Source organism: Enterobacter cloacae complex sp. ECNIH7, from assembly GCF_002208095.1.
In the GTDB taxonomy this organism is placed as follows: Bacteria; Pseudomonadota; Gammaproteobacteria; order Enterobacterales; family Enterobacteriaceae; genus Enterobacter; species Enterobacter cloacae_M.
In genome coordinates, this window is the sequence record NZ_CP017990.1 from 3,804,849 (window position 1) to 3,820,838 (window position 15,990).

Consider the following 15,990-nt stretch of genomic DNA (forward strand, 5'->3'; position numbering starts at 1 on the left):
ATCAAATCACTATGCGTTGTAAAATGCTGACCGCTGCCGCAGCGGTTCTTCTGATGTTGACCGCAGGCTGTTCCACTCTGGAGAAAGTGGTTTACCGTCCTGACATCAACCAGGGGAACTACCTTACCCCTAACGATGTGTCCAAAATCCGTGTGGGGATGACACAACAGCAGGTCGCTTATACACTGGGAACCCCGATGATGTCCGATCCGTTCGGCACTAACACCTGGTTCTATGTATTCCGTCAGAAGCCGGGCCACGAAGATGCGACCCAACAGACCCTGACGCTGACCTTCAGCAGCGCCGGTGTGTTGACCAACATCGACAACAAGCCTGCCCTGACTAAGTAATCAGAAGTCAGAAATGCAAAAAGGTGCTCATTGAGCACCTTTTTTGTTTTTCTTTTATCCCCTCGCCCCTGTGGGGAGAGGGTCAGGGTGAGGGGAAAACACGCTACTTAGCCGTTTTCTCCGCACGCTGACGACGCAGCTCTTTCGGGTCGGCAATCAGCGGACGATAAATCTCCACCCGGTCGCCCTCTTTCAGCACATCACCCAGCTTCACCGGACGGCTATAAATCCCGACCTTATTTTTCGCCAGGTCAATATCGCTGCGAAGTTCGAGGATGCCGGACGCGCGGATAGCCGCCTCAACGGTTGCCCCCTCTTCCAGCGTCACGCGCTGCAGATACTGCTTCTCCGGCAGCGCGTAGACCACTTCTACAGCAATCTTATGCGACACTGTAAACCTCTTTGGCGCGGGTGGTGAACGCCTGAACCATATTGGACGCCAGCTCTTTAAAGATGCGGCCAAACGCCAGCTCAATCAGCTTATTGGTAAATTCAAAGTCCAGCTGGAACTCGATGCGACAGGCGTCAGCGCTCAGCGGCGTAAACTTCCAGCCCCCCATCAGGGTTTTAAACGGACCATCCACCAGATGCATCAAAATACTCTGATTGCTGGTCAGCGTATTACGGGTGGTGAACGTCTTGCTGATCCCCGCTTTGGAGACATCCACCGCCGCGGTCATCTGCGTCGGGCCGGACTCCAGAACGCGGCTCCCGGTGCATCCCGGAATAAATTCTGGATAGGACTGAACATCGTTCACTAACTGATACATTTGTTCCGCGCTGTAAGGCACGAGCGCAGTACGGCTAATCTGAGGCATAGCATTTCCCATGGTCACACAACGGACAAATAATAACATTTATCACCTGTTAAAAAAACGCTAAGCCTCATCTCGTGCTAAGATAGCGCGTTAGACCTCACAGGACGCAATGAGGTGACTTTTTGAAATCAGATTACCGACGGCTTTACGACACTTATGACGAAGAAAAAAGCACATAAACCAGGCTCGGCGACCATTGCGCTCAACAAGCGTGCTCGCCACGAGTATTTCATTGAAGAAGAATTCGAAGCTGGCCTTGCGTTGCAGGGCTGGGAAGTAAAATCGCTGCGCGCCGGGAAAGCCAACATCGGCGATAGCTACGTGATCCTGAAAGATGGCGAAGCCTTCCTGTTCGGCGCGAACTTTACGCCGCTTACCGTCGCCTCCTCACACTACGTGTGTGACCCAACGCGCACCCGCAAGCTTCTGCTGAACAAGCGTGAGCTGGAATCCCTCTACGGACGCATCAACCGTGAAGGTTTCACCGTGGTAGCCCTGTCGCTGTACTGGAAAAACGCATGGTGCAAAGTGAAAGTTGGCGTCGCGAAAGGTAAAAAACAGCACGACAAACGTACTGACCTGAAAGAGCGCGAGTGGCAGCTTGATAAAGCGCGCATTATGAAAAACGCAGGACGTTGATTCTGCACACTTATTGTACTATTCAATAAGTTAGCGTTCCGGGCTGGTATCCAGGAAGTGAAATCTGGTATACTTAGTTCAACACTATTGGGGCTGATTCTGGATTCGACGGGATTTGCGAAACCCAAGGTGCATGCCGAGGGGCGGTTTGCCTCGTTAAAAGCCGCAAAAAAATAGTCGCAAACGACGAAAACTACGCTTTAGCAGCTTAATAACCTGCTCTGAGCCCTCTCTCCCTAGCTTCCGCTCTTAAGACGGGGATCAAAGAGAGGTCAAACCCAAAAGAGATCGCGTGGAAGCCCTGCCTGGGGTTGAAGCGTTAAAACTAATCAGGCTAGTTCGTTAGTGGCGTGTCTGTCCGCAGCTGGCGTGCGAATGTAAAGACAAACTAAGCATGTAGTACCGAGGATGTAGAAATTTCGGACGCGGGTTCAACTCCCGCCAGCTCCACCAAACAAAACAAGGGGTTACGTGAAAACGTAGCCCCTTTTTATTTAGTAGTGGCGGCAAAATGGCGACAGACATTTATCCATTAAAGAGACTACCGACGTGAAAAAATCTCTAATTGCCTTATTACTTCTTACCAGCGCCAGCTCCTATGCAGACAAGATTCCGGTTTCGATTGAGAATGTCATTGCTGGCACAAATGCTCGTGAGCATAGTCTTAAAAATGGTGAACTCACTGTCAGATATGACCGTTCAAAAGTGACGCAGAATATGGCTACCGCCATGTTTGACTGGATATGTAATGACTATTTCATGAATAAATGGAAGCCGGAGACAATAAAAAGGGTCACGCTTCTGAACGTCACACGCGATCAAGGTTACAAAATTGATGCTGGCGGGAATGAGTGTAAGAAAAGTGGCTCTATGACTTTTGAACAAGAGAAAGCCTATAAAGCCAATATCATCGAAAACGCTACTCAGTTCTAATGACACTCCATTTGTAAGCCAAATGGCGATAAAGACTCTTCAAAAATTCATGTGCCCTTGTCCGCCTGCTGCTGGATGAGGAGGAGCGTTATTTACTATGGCTGGCGTAACGATAAACCGCACTACTGTTTCATGAGTGACAAAGGTGCTACCGCAATTGATATTCTGACACTGGCAGTAACGTTCTTTTGTGCTATCAGTGACCTGAAAGCTGCTCCTAGTGTGCGCTGAGTGCCCACACTTTGGACAATTCATCATCTTGGGTTTCTCCGCTGCCATTGGGCTCTCAATAATGATACACAAATAATCAATATTGAGAACCCATTTATTCTATTTCTATATCATCAATCTTTACTTCTAGCTCCAAGCTGGTAGTGAAACCATTATCCGGGCTGACCGTATGCGTCAAAGTTGTAATGGTCCATTCGGCATCGTCGATAGGCAACTTAAAGCCGCTTACCTTTACTGGCATTTCGGTGTAGAGATCTGCCCGGCCCTCTGCGAGCTGCAGGGAGAATGACGCAACACCACGCTGCAGACGCTCCCATTGCATTTTTGCCGCACGCTCAGCATTGCTGCGATTTGCGTAAGTGCGGTTAAGAACCAGCACATTTTCATCCGTTCCTACCAGATAATCACCCTGTTTTGCTTCCGGCTCTTTGGGTGTGGTGGTTTTCTTCCGACGGCGCTTAACTCTGGTTGTTTCTTTTTTCTTTGGTTCACGGGTATGCAGCCAGCTGGCAATAACGCCGGTATAGGCACCACGATCAGCCAGGGTAAAACGATGACCGTCACCAGCCTTACGCTCAATGGTGATTACCGGCAGCGGCTTACCGCTCGCCGTTTTTCCCTGCCCCTGCCTGATAAACAACAGGTTTCCATCCTTAACGGAAGCAATCGCGCCGTACTGGCGCGCCAGCTTCATCAGGAAACTGGCATCGCTTTCATTGGTCTGGTCCATGTGATCCAGCGCCTTGTCCGTCAGGTCTTTACCCAGCGCCATTTTGAGGTTATGCCGTGCTGCAATTTCCTTTACCACAGCTCCAACGGTTGTCTGGTGCCATGACTTTTCGCGCCGGGTGTTGAGGGTTTCACGGAAATCAGCGCTACGGGCACGGATAGTCAGACGATCAGGAGCACCGCTGTGCTCAATCTCATCCACCGTAAATGCCCCTTTTGGGAAAAGCGGCTGGCCCTTCCACCCCAGCGCCAGCTGAATAACGGCACCACGTCGCGGCAGAACGATCTGCCCGTCGGCGTCGTCCAGCTCCAGATCAAGCTGGTCAGCCTCAAAACCCCGGTTATCGGTCAGCGTCAGACTCATCAGGCGCGCATCCAGCGCGGTGGTCACGTCCTTACCTTCAATAGTGATACTGAAAGCCGGGCTTCTGCTGTTCAGGTCAAAAAGATCAGAGCTAAAATTCACTGCAGCAACCCTCCAACCGTATTTTTAATATTACCTATCGCAGACGTTGCAGAGTCCTGCAGGTTACTGAGCTGATCGCTGAGACTGCCGAACATATCAGACAGCGACTCATCAACCCTTTTCAGGGTCAGCGTAAACTCAATACGGCGAGGCATTCCGCTTTCAAAAAACTCTGTTTTTGTCTGACTCAGGCTCTCGATCACAAACATGCCGTAAATGGTCCCGCTTCCCTCAATCAGAGGCCATGCTTTGCCCAGCTCTGCCATTTGCTCCAGCGCGAGCAATGACAGCCTGCCCCCGGTGACTTCCGGCAGCAGTACGCCAGATAACGTCAGCGAGTCATTATCCGGGCCAAGAAACTGCGTTGATGGTCGCCGGTTCACCCGACTGTTGGCGGCGTGTCGCCAGCTTCGCTGATACTGCAGCTCCTGATATGGCACTGTACGCAGCATGAAGACATATAACCCCAGTACCATCATCATGATTCATATCCCCCTTGATCACTGAAATTGCTGCGTGCTTTAGCCCTGGTCTTGCGCTCGCGTTCGTCAAGCTGTCGGGCAACTTCACGGGCAATATCTTGCGCACTCTGCCCTGGCTGAGCATAGATAGTGATCGGTGCGTGAGTTTCAAAGTGCATCACTGGCGGCGCACTGGCAGATTTCGCAGGCTGGCTTTGTTTATATGCCACAGTAGGCAGGCTGTAAGGATGTAGTGGAGCAGCCTCTGCAGGCGCTGCCGCTACGCCCATGACACCTGCAACGACGGAAGCCAGCGCAGCAGTGCGCCGCCTGCTGGTCACATTTGCGGGGCCGTTCACAATTTCAGGGCCGTTCTCCCCAACAATACCAAACTGACCGCGCGGAATAATCCCACCACTGTCATACATCCCGGCAAACGGAACGGCAGCAGCTGCTGCTCCACCAACCACCTGCACCTGTGCTTTACCTTGTGTTTTATTATTTCCGGTCATCCAGTCAGGCAGATAATCGGTGACTGAGGAAAGCTTGCTTTTGAGTGTCTCCCATTTGGCATTAACTCCATCGAGAATGCTGTCAATAATGGCGCTGCCCATGTCCTGAAACTTCGCAGGAAGCGCGGCAACATCAGCCAGGATCGAATTCCATTTTTCACTAATAGATTGTCTGATATTGGCCCACGCGTCAGAAACGCCAGATTTTATTGCATCCCAATTTTTAGCTATTAATCCCGGCAAGGTATAATTAAAGAACAGTGACTTAATCCCCTCCCATGCGGCACTGGCCTTTTCTTTAATCCAATCCCATGCCGTACCTGTGGCATTACATACGGCATCCCACATGGTCTTGAACTTTGGCCCAAGAGTGTCCCAATTCTGCCAGATATAAATAGCACCAGCAGCGATCAGCCCTATGACAGCCAGTATAGGGTTTGCAAACATCAATCGGCCCAGCCATATAACTGACTTGCCAACAGAACTTATTGCTTTCCCAATAAGACCAAATGCAGATGAAAATTTTAGCCCCATCACCCCTGCGCTCATTCGCACTACTGCCATCGGCCCTAACACGGACGCCAGCGCCAGTGAAACAACCCCAGCGGCGGTGGCAACAATGGCAAAGCCAGCTGCCAGCTTAAACAGCGCAGAGGTCAATTGTGGGTGTCGTTTAACAAAACCATCCAGACGCGAAGCCAGTTCACCCAACCAGTCAGCCAGCTTCTTTAATGCAGGGGCAACTGTTTCACCGATACTAGCCATAGCATTGGTAAAGGAACCTGTAGCGGCTTCCCATTTATTACCAAGAGTATTCAAGGAGGCATCAACACGCTCGCGCAGAGAAGCCTGATTTTGTAGCTTTGAAGCAGTTTCACGATACCCTGAGATGCCTTTGGTAATCATAATATTTAGCACCTGCAGCGTTTCCGCATCATCCCCAAAAATACCTTTTAACGTAGCTAACCTTTTCTCAGTATTAAGCTTTTGGAGTTGAGCTAATTGCGTGTACATTTTCTCCAGCCCGCCAAACTCCCCCTTGCCATCCGTAAAATCGAACTTAACGCCAGTGCCTTTTAGTTCATCATTAGCATCCTTCACTTTTTCCGTATTCATGACGGACTGAAATACTTTTCGGTAGGCATTACCAGCTGACTCTCCAGCCATACCAGCCTGATCAGCCATAACTAATAGAGGAGCAAATGTCTTAGCCGCGTCCAATCCCTTTTTATGAATAATATCCATCGCGCTGCTGATTTTTGAGAACCCCTGCAGCATATTTCCTGAATCTACCCCTGCGTAGAATCCTTTCTGGATCACGTCCATCAGATTCATCATGTCTTTTTCGGAGGTCTGAGTAGCATCTTGTAACTTAGCCGCAAACTCAGCTGCTGCAGTGGGAGCCATCTGTAACTGCACGCCAAGATAAGCTGCTGACTCTCCCAAGCCGCCCAGGATGACCTGCGCCGACATACCCTGACGGCGTAGCATAGTCATCATGTTCTGAAAGTCGGCTGTTGTTCCCGGCAGCTTATCGCCCAAAGCAACTGCAAGCCGGTTAATTTTTTCAAATTCAGGCGCTACCTTTCCGCCCGGCCCCATCATTGAACCGGCGAGCTGATTCGCTGCATTTTCTGATTCTGAATAGGCTTTTACTGGAGCCAGCAACGTCATGCCAGTAGTTACCCCAGCCGCCATCGCCCCTGCACCATTACCTGCCAGAGAGTTCCTTAACTCGCGGGTCTTTTCAGCCTTGGCTTTGATGGCGTTGAGCTTTCGCTGACGCTCGCCAACTTCACGCAGCCTGCGCTCCTGCTCAGCCAACTGTCGGTTATACCGCTCAGTTTCTCGTGCAATCCGTGCCGTCTCACGCGCTCCGCCCCCAGCAGATAACCCCAGCCGATAAAGCTCAGCCCTGGCTGCCGCCATCTGGCGAGTTTCCTGTTGCTGTTTTTGTTCAAGACGTGAAACAGCACGCCACTGAGCTTCAAGCGCCTGCGTTTGTTTTTTTGTCGGGGATTCCAAAGAAGACATTTCGCGCGTCATCATTTGAGCGCGTAGCCTCGCCTGATCCAGTTCGGCACCAGTACGGCTAACACTTTGAGTTAGCTGATCGAAAGATTTAAGCTGACCTCCAGCATCACTCAGCTTTTTAATCTGATCGCGGGTTTGTCGAATAGCTGATGCCAGCTCCTTAGAGCCAGCCTGTGCATTTTTAAATGGGCGGGTTAACTTATCCACCGCCCCCAGAACTACCTGCAGTCGCAGGTTATTATCACTCATCGCTGGCCCCGCTTCTCTGAATTGCCTTATGCCGCCACTCCAGCACATCAGTCAGCGGCATAACGTCAGTGATGGACGGCGACCAGTGAAAGATGGTGGCAATATCTGCCACCAGATCATCAACCGTCAGGTTGTCGGCAAATCGGCAAGCACCGACTTCGGCAACAAAAAAGTAACCACCTCTACAGCCATTGCTGTCAGATCGGCGGGGTCCAGCTCTGCCATTTCCTGCGCGGTCAGCGTCGGGGAGGAGATTCGCGGGATCACAGTCATCATCGCGCCCACATCCATATCCATAATGGCCTGCAGACGGGTGCCACGCAGTGCGCCGGACTGTGGCTTACGCAGCACAATTTCGGTAATTTCAGTTTTACCGCGCATGATGGGGGTATCCAGTTTTACGGTCTTTTCAGTCAGTTTGTCGCTCATGTTCGTTTCCTGTTAATAAACTGCTGGCGCGGCTGCCCGCGCCGTTAAGGTTAATCAGAGGCCGAGGGCTTTACGGTGTTCTTCCATCAGGTCCACGCCGTCAACGATTTCAACCATGTTGACCAGATCGACCTCATAGAGCACTTCGCCGTTAATGGTCAGCTTCGCGTAGCTGTTGGTGCTGCTGACCTTGGTAGTGCTGCTCTCGCCGGTTTTCCACTCGCCGGAATCCACTTCTTTATGACGTCCGCGCACAACCAGCTCAACGGCCTGTACTTCGCCGGTATCGTCACGCTGAATGGAGCCGGTGAAACGCAGCTGGATGCCGTCAACGGTTGCCTTGCCCATCTGCTTGAATAACAGCAGTTCGGTGCCTCCGATTGAAAATTCCGTGTCCAGTGCGCCGTCATCCAGCCCCATATCCACGTCCACCGCGCCCGGCATACCGCCGCCGCGATACTTCTCAAACTTGCGGGTGAATTTCGGCAGGGTCAGAGACTCAACGATCCCCTGCCAGTTGTTCCCGTCGTTGAACAGGTTCAGGTGTTTTAACTTGCGTGGTAAAGCCATGGTGTCCCCTTACGCGCTGACCTGGCTGGAGAAATCCAGCAGGTACTGATCGGTGATGCGCTGGCGCAGCATCAGGTTTTCAAGCGGCGGCACCGGCGTGTAGTCGTAGTCGATAGTGAGCTTCCCGGCTTTCAGGGAGTCTTTATCGTTCACCGACTCATCCAGCCAGCAGTCTGCGCCGATGATATAGCCCTGCGTTTTCAGGCTGCGCAGCTTGGCGCGGATACCTTCGATAATGTCACGGGCCAGCGACGGGTTAAGCACGCCATCCACCGCCCACATGTGCGCTTCTGCGATGGTGTCAGCCAGCACCTGCGCCGTGCGGGTGTAGTTCTCAAAGGCAAACAGCGGATCGTCACTGAGGCAGCGGGAACCCCAGAAGCGGAAGCCGTCTTTGCGGATAAGCGTGGTGACGTCATTCTGGTTGAGCAGTCCCGCATCGGTTGCCGGGTCCTGCAGATCCCAGAACACATCGGCGGAAATGCCGGTGACGCCGTTCACGCCCACGTTGGACAGGGTTTTGTGCCAGCCGGTCTGCTCGTCAATTTTGGCACGCAGACCGAGTGCACGCGCAGAGGCGTAAGCCGTCGCATCTGCATTCAGCACGGTGTCAAAGTTGATGAAGTCAGGCCAGATCAACATCCCCTCACGCTGGCTGAAATTGTCACGGTAGGCAATCGCTTCTTCCACCGTTTTGCAGCCATAGGCGGACAGGTAGGCAAACCCGCGCAGGCTCTGCGCCACGCTCAGCAGCTCAGTAGCAACCGCCTGCGTGTCGTGTCCCGGCACGCCGAGGATGCGCGGCTTAACGCCCAGTTGCGACTGTGCCGAAAGCAGCGCTTTCATGCCCGTTTTTTTACCGTCAGCAGTCACGCCGCCGATAATGTTGGAGGTGGTTTCCGCTTCGGTTTCGCCCTGCGCCACGCGCACAACGACGGTCACTGGTTTAGCCTGGTCGGCAATCGCATCCAGCGAACGGGCCAGTGTGCCGGACTCGCCAGCTTTACCGCTGGCGGTCAGCACATCGGTCAGCAGGACCGGCTTATTAAGGGGAAACATGGACGCATCAGCATCATCGCCGGTGCAGACCATGCCCACGATGGCGGTGCTCACCGTGGTGATAGGTCGGGTGCCCTCGTTGATTTCAACAACGCGCACCCCGTGGTGGTAATCCTGAGCCATATGGCAGTCTCTCCGGTTTACAGGGGGTGCGCCTATGTTCTGGTTGATATGCACGCGGCGCACGCGCCGGGCTATGTATGGGGAATGGCACAATGGAAGGGGCAAAAAAATCCCCGCAGGCGCGGGGACGGGATTAATCTTCGGGAGGTTCAGGCCAGCTAATATCAGGTGCCAGCGATGTATCCACGCGCGTCAGCAATACGCGGTATTTTCGCCAGGCATCATAGCGGCTCTTTTCTTCGTCGGTTGCCATACCCAGATCAACAGCATCCTGCAGTGGACTAATATTTTCACCGGCCCTCTGAATTAGTGTGGTTTTCTGCAAATCTGCCGCTTTAACATCAGCCGATTTTTTTACAGCATCATCTGTTACCCATTTTTCGCCATCCCATTTATCGTATGGTGTGTCGGGTTCCAGCGTTGTTGTCCCTTGTGGATAATCACCCGGTAAAGTAATACTCACCGGTTCACCGGTTTCTGTATTCCATACCGTTTCACCACGGTGATCTGCGACGTATTCCCAGGCAGTTAGATCCGCAGTCCGACAGAGCGCAAAACCGCCTTTGGTTTCGCCCGGCGCGTCAGTGCATGAATTGGCTGGAACACCAACCCCCAAGGCCAGAAACTCGACTGATGACGTAAGATATTCATGCGTTACGCCGTCATAGTTATAAACGGTAATATCACCGGCCTTTGTGGCAATCCCGCTTTTGTTCAATATTGCTTTAGCCATCATGCAGCCCTCACGATGAAGTTAAATGCCACGCTACGTGGGCGCGTCTCTGAGCCCCCCGGATTCTGAAACGCAGGTGCCACACTTCCGTCAGGTTGGTTAATTCCGTTGGTATAAATGCCCCTGATGCCAGTCTCCACGCCAAACACAGTATTATTTCCAGTTGCGCCGCCCGACCCCATGAATGGGTGACCATGCGTTTTGAATTCATCAGCAGCCCATCCGAGCAGCGCCTGAGATGGGTTAATACCACGCCCATCGTCAAAACCCCGCATGAATTCGCCGCGCATATCCGGCAACACACCCGACGGGTATGTCACACCTAACTTGCTGTATTTGTTCTTATCAAATGGCGCACCATTTACTTTCAGAAATACCATGTTTCGCATATCGTCAAAAACATCACTCGGCATCTGCGCAAGCGGCCACGCAAACGGAGAGCCAATAACCGGCGCACCACTACCCACCCCAAGATAAGCGGCAACACTGGCGGCATCGCCTTTACCCAGCATTGCACGCATGAACTCACTGAGTGCAGTCACTGCTGCCTGCTTTTCACCCGTAAAATAGGGTATCGTGTTTTGCTGCGTCGCCAGTCCCGCGATGGCTGTCAGCACATCGTTAATCGGCTGCTTGCCATCCAGCAAAGTGTCAAGACCAAGGTTTTTTCGTGCATCTTCCGCCGTTGTTGCTCCGGTTCCCCCTGAATTCAGCGGTAGTGCGATTACCTGGCCGTTATTGACAACCCTTGCCCCCCATGTCCCGTCTTCTCGAATGACCAGGCATTTTTTCATGTCCGGTGTATAGAGCACGGTCTGGTTAGGGCTCATAGGATTAACGATATTGAAAAGCCCAATATTCTGTAGAAACTCCTGCTTGTCTGGAATATCTGCGCCGTTCTCGGCCTTTTTAAGCATTCCTGTTGCAACCTGATCGACGTATTGACGGGTTGCCAGAACTACAGCGGGGTCAATTTTTAGCGTGATGTTATCAGTGCTACTGGTGATCAGCACCATACGCACGGTCTGCGTGCGTCCGCTGCCCTCTGCCAGCTGCGGCTTGTAACTCTCCGGGCAGTTACCGACGGCGATCAGCGCGCCGGTTTCATCAAACAGGCCAACCTCACGAATCCACCACCCTCCCTCCGTTTCGGGGATCACCTGCTCAGCAATAACCTGGCTGCTGTTCTGCGGATCGATATACAGCATGTTGAGGTCTGCGCGGCGTTTTTCGTTAACTAGGGCCGTCTGTTTTGCATTCGGGGTCGGCAGCACGCCGCCGCCATCGCCCACCGCCATCCTGGTAATTTTCAGCGGGACACCGAGCGCGGCGGCGCTTGCCAGTTTCGCCGCGCCGATATCCGTCAGCAGGGTATAAAATTTTGCGCTCATGGATTCACTCTCATTGTGTCAATAACATGGACCGCCCCGCCCTCGTAAGCGGTGCCGCCGGAAATAATGGTTTCGTTGATATACGGATAAATCGTGATTTCCTCGCCGGTGTAGGTGACTGCACCTACAAAATAGGGGCCGCTGGTCTGCAGGTTGATGGACATGCCGATCAGATGGCGACTGCACGGCTTGGCGTCACCGATCAGGCGCTCCAGTTCCAGATAGGTTTCTTCCGTGATGCCCTGGTCCTGCACGCCAATGTCCAGGCGAAACGTGCCCGGCTGCTCGCCGGTCTGCCACCACTCAATGATGCGGATCAGGAAGCCGAACGGCTCCACCACGCGCCGCACGGCGCTGGTTGTCCCCTTGTGCTGATGGATGTAGAAAGCATCCTGCACCACACGGCGCTTGACGTTTTCCGCCCAGCTTTCGTCCCAGCGATCAACGGAAAACGCCCAAGCCAGATACGGCAGAAAGCTGACCGGACACGTTGCCGGGTTCCACAAATCGCGCAGCGGCACCTGCAGATCGGAAATCCCGCTGCAGGTCTGCGCCAGTCGGCGCTCAAGCGGTGATGAGCCGGGCGGCAGCAGGCTATTCATCCGTGCCCCCGTTGGTTACGCTCCATTCCGTACAGGACGCCGCCTGCGTCTTATCCAGCACCACATCAGCCAGCGGGGACGCCAGCTCCACACGCTGGACGCCCTCAACGTGCAGCGCGGCATAAATGGCGCTACGGCGGATATCACGGCCAAGCCGCGTCTGACTGGCGATGTACTTCTGCAGGCTTGCTTTTGCTGCCGCCATCACCGGCTCAGCTTCCGGCCCCGGATAAAGAAAAATCGTCGCATCCACGCTGTACGGAATTATTTCGGCGCTGCGCACCGTCAGGCGGTCTGCCACCGGGCGCACGTTCTCGCTGTTAAGCGCCTGCTCCACCACCGCCAGCAGATCAGCCTCTGCCGTACCGTCACCCTCACGGCTCAGTACGGTAAGCACCACCTCCGCAGGTGCCGGGCTGGTTGCGCTGGCATCTGCCACGCGCCCGTCCGCGCTTCTGGCGTGAAATTCATAGGCTCCCGTCGGGCCAGCAACCGACAGCCCCTCAAACGCAGCAGTGATGCGCTGGCGCAGCGCCTCATCATCTTCCATCACTGCGGCGACCGGCGGTACTGCATCATTATCAGCAGGCACTACCGTCAGGCGTTTCACGTTGCAGTTGGCTGCCAGCTGCTCAAGATCATTTCCCATCGAATAGGCCACCATCACCGCCTGCGCGGCCTCGTTAATACGCTGGCGCAACAGGATTTCGCGGTATGTGCTTTCCTGCAGCAGCTTGGTGACGGGTTCAGATTCCAGCGCCAGCGTGCGTCGTACCGCGTCCTGCTCATCCGCCGGATAAAGGGCCACAAAAGCGGCCTTGCGCTCAGCCAGCAGCGTCTCAAAATCCGGCACGTCCACTATCTGCGGCGCGGGCAGCTGAGAAAGGTCAATCACTGCCATTGTCTGCTCCTGTAGTTACCGAAAGGGAAACCGGCGCGCCGTTATTGCGCTGCCCGGTAAGCTCAACCACCATGGAACCGTCAAAATTGCTGCTGATGGTGATGGAATCCAGCGTAAGCCGTGGTTCCCAGCGACTCAGGGCCACATAGACCGCAGACATGACCTGCAGGCGTAGCGCCGGGTTCTGCGGCTGGTCAATCAGGGCGGACAGCAGGGAACCATATTCCCGACGGGCAATCCGGCTGCCCTGTGGGGTCAGCAGAATATCCCGCACTGACTGGCGCAGATGGTCCGTATCAGTAATGGCCTTGCCGTTGCCCTGGCTCATGCCGATATACAGCGTCATACCGGGCCTCCTGACGTATCGCCGCCGGACTTAACGCCGGTGTGACCGTGTTTATCCACCACGATCCCGTTGGAACTCATCGCACCGCCGCCCTGGGTGACGCCGCCATTGATCACCACCTCGCTGTTAATGCGCGTGGTGTCAGCCTCCACCACAAACTCACCGGTTTTGAGGGTGATATTGTCCGCCGCCTCGATCACCATGGATTTGATACCCCGGACATGCCACCGCCCGGTGGCGGGTTCATACTCAAACCAGCCTCCGTCCGGGTACTCCGTCACGCAACCGTCCACGGAATCCGACGGCGGCGCAAACTGATTGGAATAGATGGCAGGCAACGCAAAAGCCGTTTCCAGATTGCCGCCCATGCTCAGCACCACCACCTGCTCATCCGGCGAGGGGCACCACCATGTACGGGCACCACCGGCACGTAGTGTCAGCCAGTTAATCCAGTTGGTTTCAAGCTCGCCCACTTTCACCCGGCACAGCCAGTTGTCCCGGTCCACTTCGGTCACGGTGCCGGTGCGGATCAGGTTGGTGATAAGGCGCATGATTTCGGTCAGTTGTGCATTCATAACGAAAGGTTGCCATCAGAGGGAAAAGGGAGGCAGCGCGGGCGCTTGTGCCAGCGGTGGCACAAAGATCACCCCGCCAGCCAACGCAGCAGAGTGTCACGGGTGATGGTTTCCACCTCATCATTCACGCCCAACAGGCGGCGCTCTGCGTAGCGGACCTCCGGGCCTTTGCGGCTGACGCGATCCCGCAGACCGTAATGGTGAACACGGGCAATGCGCTGCACCTTGCCATCAAACTGCACGCTGGCAGAGTCCGCACTGGCGGTGTTTTTCAGGTATTTTGTGGTGCGAAGCTTTGCAAACATCTGGCGTTTGATGCGCCCCTTCTTGCTGCGGGCTGTCATCCGACGCGGCTCATAGCCGCTGCCGTCAGGATTACGCTGCAGCCTGATGTTCTGCTGCTGCGTCCGGCGCAGCTGTTGTGCCAGTTGTCGCATCATACGGTTGCGTGCGGCAGGCTCCAGATTTGCCAGCAGCGCCGTCAGCCAGTCATCCACCCTCTGCAGCTCATCCACGTTTCACCGTCCACATTTCTTCGGGTTCGTCCGGCTCCGGCACCGCTTCAACGCTCGACACGCTGCCGTCAGTGCTGACCAGTACACGCTCTGTCAACTGCAGTTTCAGGCTGATATCGCACACATCGTTGCGCAGAATATCCACTTCAAAGGTGAACAGTTTTTCGCGCAGCTCAGGGTTATTGATAGCGTCCGGCTGGTTGTCATTTAGCCACAGCAGGACTGGAGCCATCAGCAGATTCTGGTCACCGCTGAAATCCTCGATCACCACGTTCAGGGTGTAGCGGTATTCCCATGACATGGAGCTGGCCCCGGTTGCCACCAGTGAACCGTTATCAACGAAAAGGTGCAGCTTGTCCGGGTTGTCGCGGACATAGGCAACCGCTTTATTCAGGGCGCTGCGTAAGGACTGCGGTTTGTTCACTGTCTCGCTCCTGACACGCAATAATCGTGTCCACTTTGTCAGCACAGACCGCCCAGGCGGCCTCGGTTTCATCCAGCACAGCATTCAGATCGCCGTTACTGCGCGGCGCTGACCTTTCCAGGCGGCACTGCGTCACTCTGGGACAGCCACTCACGGTAAGCTGCACCTCCGGCGAGGGCCGGACGCTCCCGCAGCCGGATAATGTCAGCAGGCAAAGGAGTGTCAGCCCAGCGGCGCAAATCCTCGTTTTCACGTTTCAGTTCCTCGATCCGGCGCTGACGGCTTCGCAGCAGTGCGGTGGTCTGTTCCGCTGCCGCATAAAGCCGCGTCTGCTCCCGGCTGTTGGTTTCGGTCAGAATGGACAGGCCGATCAGCTGGCTGTTTTTCTTCGTCAGCTCCTGCGCTTTGCTTTTCAGCGCCACGCCCTGCGTCTCGATGGTGTGGCTGGCATTGTTAAGCCGCCACGACTGCCAGCCCAGCGCCGCAAGTGACAGGGCCAGCACTACCGCCAGCGCACGCATCAGGCCGCCATCGGCTCATGAAGCTGCGCGAGGGCAATCTGATACAAAACCAGCGTCAGCAGGTAAAAGACCAGGGTGATCACCCATCCCGAAAACGCCAGGCACAGAACAATAAGCAGCCTGATTACCCATGTACGCACGGGTTTTACGGGGTGCGCCCTGAATTTCAGCAATGCCGCCCTGACCTCATCGCGCGCCCGATCTCCGGCGAACCACCCGACGGTGCACAGCGCAGCAAGCAGCCAGGCGAGGAAGCATGACACCCAGACAGACGCACCAACCAGACCCGGCGCACCGCTGCGCGGATACAGCAGGCTGATAACCAACAGCGCAACCCATGCCAGCTGGAAAAAAACGCTCATGACTTTCTTTTTCATTC

24 protein-coding genes and 1 other RNA gene are annotated in these 15,990 nt (G+C 54.5%); 4 read left to right on the top strand and 21 right to left on the bottom strand.

From position 1 onward, the window contains the following. Positions 1–11 precede the first annotated feature (11 nt). Positions 12–350 carry an outer membrane protein assembly factor BamE gene (gene bamE / locus WM95_RS18735; protein WP_023308883.1) on the top strand — a complete coding sequence of 113 codons (339 nt, stop codon included), beginning with the start codon at positions 12–14 and terminating at the stop codon, positions 348–350. Between the two features lie 103 nt (positions 351–453). Here bamE and WM95_RS18740 read toward each other — a convergent pair whose 3' ends face one another. Beyond that, a complete protein-coding gene (locus WM95_RS18740) occupies positions 454–741 on the bottom strand; it encodes an RnfH family protein (protein WP_063408343.1) in 288 nt (95 codons plus the stop codon). Continuing rightward, positions 731–1,168 (bottom strand): type II toxin-antitoxin system RatA family toxin, encoded by a 438-nt coding sequence (locus WM95_RS18745; RefSeq protein WP_024908332.1) that lies wholly within the window; start codon positions 1,166–1,168, stop codon positions 731–733. The genes WM95_RS18740 and WM95_RS18745 overlap by 11 nt, the downstream gene beginning before the upstream one ends. A gap of 156 nt (positions 1,169–1,324) precedes the next feature. Between WM95_RS18745 and smpB the strand changes: the two genes are divergently transcribed. From smpB to WM95_RS18760, 3 genes are all read left to right on the top strand, one after another. Continuing rightward, complete coding sequence (gene smpB / locus WM95_RS18750; protein ID WP_008502505.1) at positions 1,325–1,807, top strand: SsrA-binding protein SmpB; 483 nt, start codon at positions 1,325–1,327, stop codon at positions 1,805–1,807. A gap of 89 nt (positions 1,808–1,896) precedes the next feature. Beyond that, positions 1,897–2,260, top strand: a transfer-messenger RNA (tmRNA) gene (gene ssrA, locus WM95_RS18755). A gap of 96 nt (positions 2,261–2,356) precedes the next feature. Continuing rightward, a complete protein-coding gene (locus tag WM95_RS18760) occupies positions 2,357–2,740 on the top strand; it encodes a hypothetical protein (RefSeq protein ID WP_052946276.1) in 384 nt (127 codons plus the stop codon). A gap of 39 nt (positions 2,741–2,779) precedes the next feature. Here WM95_RS18760 and WM95_RS18765 read toward each other — a convergent pair whose 3' ends face one another. The 19 genes from WM95_RS18765 to WM95_RS18855 all read right to left on the bottom strand — a co-directional run bounded on the left by WM95_RS18765 (position 2,780) and on the right by WM95_RS18855 (position 15,988). Next, entirely contained in the window at positions 2,780–2,998 is a 219-nt protein-coding gene (locus WM95_RS18765) for an ogr/Delta-like zinc finger family protein (protein WP_031618119.1), read from the bottom strand. Between the two features lie 67 nt (positions 2,999–3,065). Further along, the gene (locus tag WM95_RS18770; RefSeq protein WP_088544942.1) at positions 3,066–4,166 is read right to left on the bottom strand and encodes a phage late control D family protein; all 1,101 of its coding nucleotides are present in this window, start codon (positions 4,164–4,166) and stop codon (positions 3,066–3,068) included. Continuing rightward, positions 4,163–4,648, bottom strand: a complete 486-nt coding sequence (locus WM95_RS18775) for a phage tail protein (RefSeq protein WP_013098780.1) — start codon at positions 4,646–4,648, stop codon at positions 4,163–4,165. Before WM95_RS18775 ends, WM95_RS18770 begins: the two co-directional genes overlap by 4 nt. Further along, on the bottom strand, positions 4,645–7,422 hold the full coding sequence (locus WM95_RS18780; protein WP_088544943.1) for a phage tail tape measure protein: 2,778 nt from the start codon (positions 7,420–7,422) through the stop codon (positions 4,645–4,647). The genes WM95_RS18775 and WM95_RS18780 overlap by 4 nt, the downstream gene beginning before the upstream one ends. Further along, entirely contained in the window at positions 7,415–7,534 is a 120-nt protein-coding gene (locus tag WM95_RS18785) for a GpE family phage tail protein (protein WP_000763315.1), read from the bottom strand. The genes WM95_RS18780 and WM95_RS18785 overlap by 8 nt, the downstream gene beginning before the upstream one ends. Before the next feature lie 14 nt (positions 7,535–7,548). Continuing rightward, positions 7,549–7,851, bottom strand: coding sequence for a phage tail assembly protein (locus tag WM95_RS18790; protein ID WP_001280965.1), 303 nt, complete (start codon positions 7,849–7,851; stop codon positions 7,549–7,551). Between the two features lie 54 nt (positions 7,852–7,905). Beyond that, on the bottom strand, positions 7,906–8,421 hold the full coding sequence (locus tag WM95_RS18795) for a phage major tail tube protein (protein ID WP_088544944.1): 516 nt from the start codon (positions 8,419–8,421) through the stop codon (positions 7,906–7,908). 9 nt (positions 8,422–8,430) lie between these two features. Next, the gene (locus WM95_RS18800) at positions 8,431–9,603 is read right to left on the bottom strand and encodes a phage tail sheath protein (RefSeq protein WP_088544945.1); all 1,173 of its coding nucleotides are present in this window, start codon (positions 9,601–9,603) and stop codon (positions 8,431–8,433) included. Between the two features lie 133 nt (positions 9,604–9,736). Further along, entirely contained in the window at positions 9,737–10,336 is a 600-nt protein-coding gene (locus WM95_RS18805) for a tail fiber assembly protein (protein ID WP_088545051.1), read from the bottom strand. Continuing rightward, the gene (locus WM95_RS27910; RefSeq protein WP_369880870.1) at positions 10,336–11,727 is read right to left on the bottom strand and encodes a phage tail-collar fiber domain-containing protein; all 1,392 of its coding nucleotides are present in this window, start codon (positions 11,725–11,727) and stop codon (positions 10,336–10,338) included. Before WM95_RS27910 ends, WM95_RS18805 begins: the two co-directional genes overlap by 1 nt. Then, positions 11,724–12,329 (bottom strand): phage tail protein I, encoded by a 606-nt coding sequence (locus WM95_RS18815; protein WP_060633245.1) that lies wholly within the window; start codon positions 12,327–12,329, stop codon positions 11,724–11,726. The genes WM95_RS27910 and WM95_RS18815 overlap by 4 nt, the downstream gene beginning before the upstream one ends. After that, on the bottom strand, positions 12,322–13,230 hold the full coding sequence (locus WM95_RS18820) for a baseplate assembly protein (RefSeq protein WP_088544946.1): 909 nt from the start codon (positions 13,228–13,230) through the stop codon (positions 12,322–12,324). Before WM95_RS18820 ends, WM95_RS18815 begins: the two co-directional genes overlap by 8 nt. Beyond that, the gene (locus tag WM95_RS18825; RefSeq protein ID WP_023223444.1) at positions 13,217–13,576 is read right to left on the bottom strand and encodes a GPW/gp25 family protein; all 360 of its coding nucleotides are present in this window, start codon (positions 13,574–13,576) and stop codon (positions 13,217–13,219) included. Before WM95_RS18825 ends, WM95_RS18820 begins: the two co-directional genes overlap by 14 nt. Further along, on the bottom strand, positions 13,573–14,151 hold the full coding sequence (locus tag WM95_RS18830) for a phage baseplate assembly protein V (protein WP_088544947.1): 579 nt from the start codon (positions 14,149–14,151) through the stop codon (positions 13,573–13,575). Before WM95_RS18830 ends, WM95_RS18825 begins: the two co-directional genes overlap by 4 nt. 68 nt (positions 14,152–14,219) lie before the next feature. After that, positions 14,220–14,666 carry a phage virion morphogenesis protein gene (locus WM95_RS18835; protein ID WP_088544948.1) on the bottom strand — a complete coding sequence of 149 codons (447 nt, stop codon included), beginning with the start codon at positions 14,664–14,666 and terminating at the stop codon, positions 14,220–14,222. Then, positions 14,659–15,090, bottom strand: a complete 432-nt coding sequence (locus tag WM95_RS18840) for a phage tail protein (RefSeq protein WP_088544949.1) — start codon at positions 15,088–15,090, stop codon at positions 14,659–14,661. The genes WM95_RS18835 and WM95_RS18840 overlap by 8 nt, the downstream gene beginning before the upstream one ends. Then, complete coding sequence (gene lysC / locus WM95_RS27535) at positions 15,053–15,301, bottom strand: Rz1-like lysis system protein LysC (RefSeq protein ID WP_223151184.1); 249 nt, start codon at positions 15,299–15,301, stop codon at positions 15,053–15,055. The genes WM95_RS18840 and lysC overlap by 38 nt, the downstream gene beginning before the upstream one ends. Continuing rightward, positions 15,186–15,614: an Rz-like lysis system protein LysB gene (gene lysB / locus WM95_RS27645; protein WP_161496001.1), complete on the bottom strand. Its 429-nt coding sequence runs from the start codon at positions 15,612–15,614 to the stop codon at positions 15,186–15,188. Before lysB ends, lysC begins: the two co-directional genes overlap by 116 nt. Beyond that, complete coding sequence (locus tag WM95_RS18855; RefSeq protein WP_088544951.1) at positions 15,611–15,988, bottom strand: DNZ54_00345 family protein; 378 nt, start codon at positions 15,986–15,988, stop codon at positions 15,611–15,613. The genes lysB and WM95_RS18855 overlap by 4 nt, the downstream gene beginning before the upstream one ends. Positions 15,989–15,990 lie beyond the last annotated feature (2 nt).